Raw genomic sequence first — 403 nt, 5'->3', positions numbered from 1 at the left:
TGCCGGGGATTCGGAGAAGGCGAACGCGGCGCGCCTCGAAGAACTCACGAACGACAGTCTTGCGATTTTCGCACGCGTGCGTGCACTGTTCGAGCAGTTGCCGGATGTGCCTGTCACTGGCGGTGCCCGTTCCGCAGCCGCTGCGCAAGTGCGCATGGCGATCCAGTGTGAGCTCGCGCCGATCCGCTTTACCGCCAAGACCATCGACCGCCTGTGCGCAATTGTCCATGGGCAAGTGACTGAGGTTCGCGCGATCGAGCGCAGTATCCTGGCGATTGCTGTCGACCGTTGCGGCATGCCGCGCGACGCGTTTGTCGACTCGTTCCCGGGCCACGAGACCGATCTTGAATGGACGACCCGAGCGGCGGCGACCTCGCAGCAGTTTGGTGCGGCGCTCGAGCGG

General features: G+C 64.8%; 1 pseudogene. It reads left to right on the top strand.

Features of this window, described 5'->3' with window-relative positions:
- A pseudogene (locus tag U4Z31_RS36990) lies at positions 1-403 on the top strand (sigma-70 non-essential region-containing protein); the annotation flags it as partial.

The organism is Burkholderia sp. BCC1985, assembly GCF_905339915.1.
Lineage (GTDB): Bacteria > Pseudomonadota > Gammaproteobacteria > Burkholderiales > Burkholderiaceae > Burkholderia.
The sequence above is the reverse complement of the archived record's forward strand: the minus strand, read 5'-3'. Positions and strand labels throughout refer to the sequence as shown.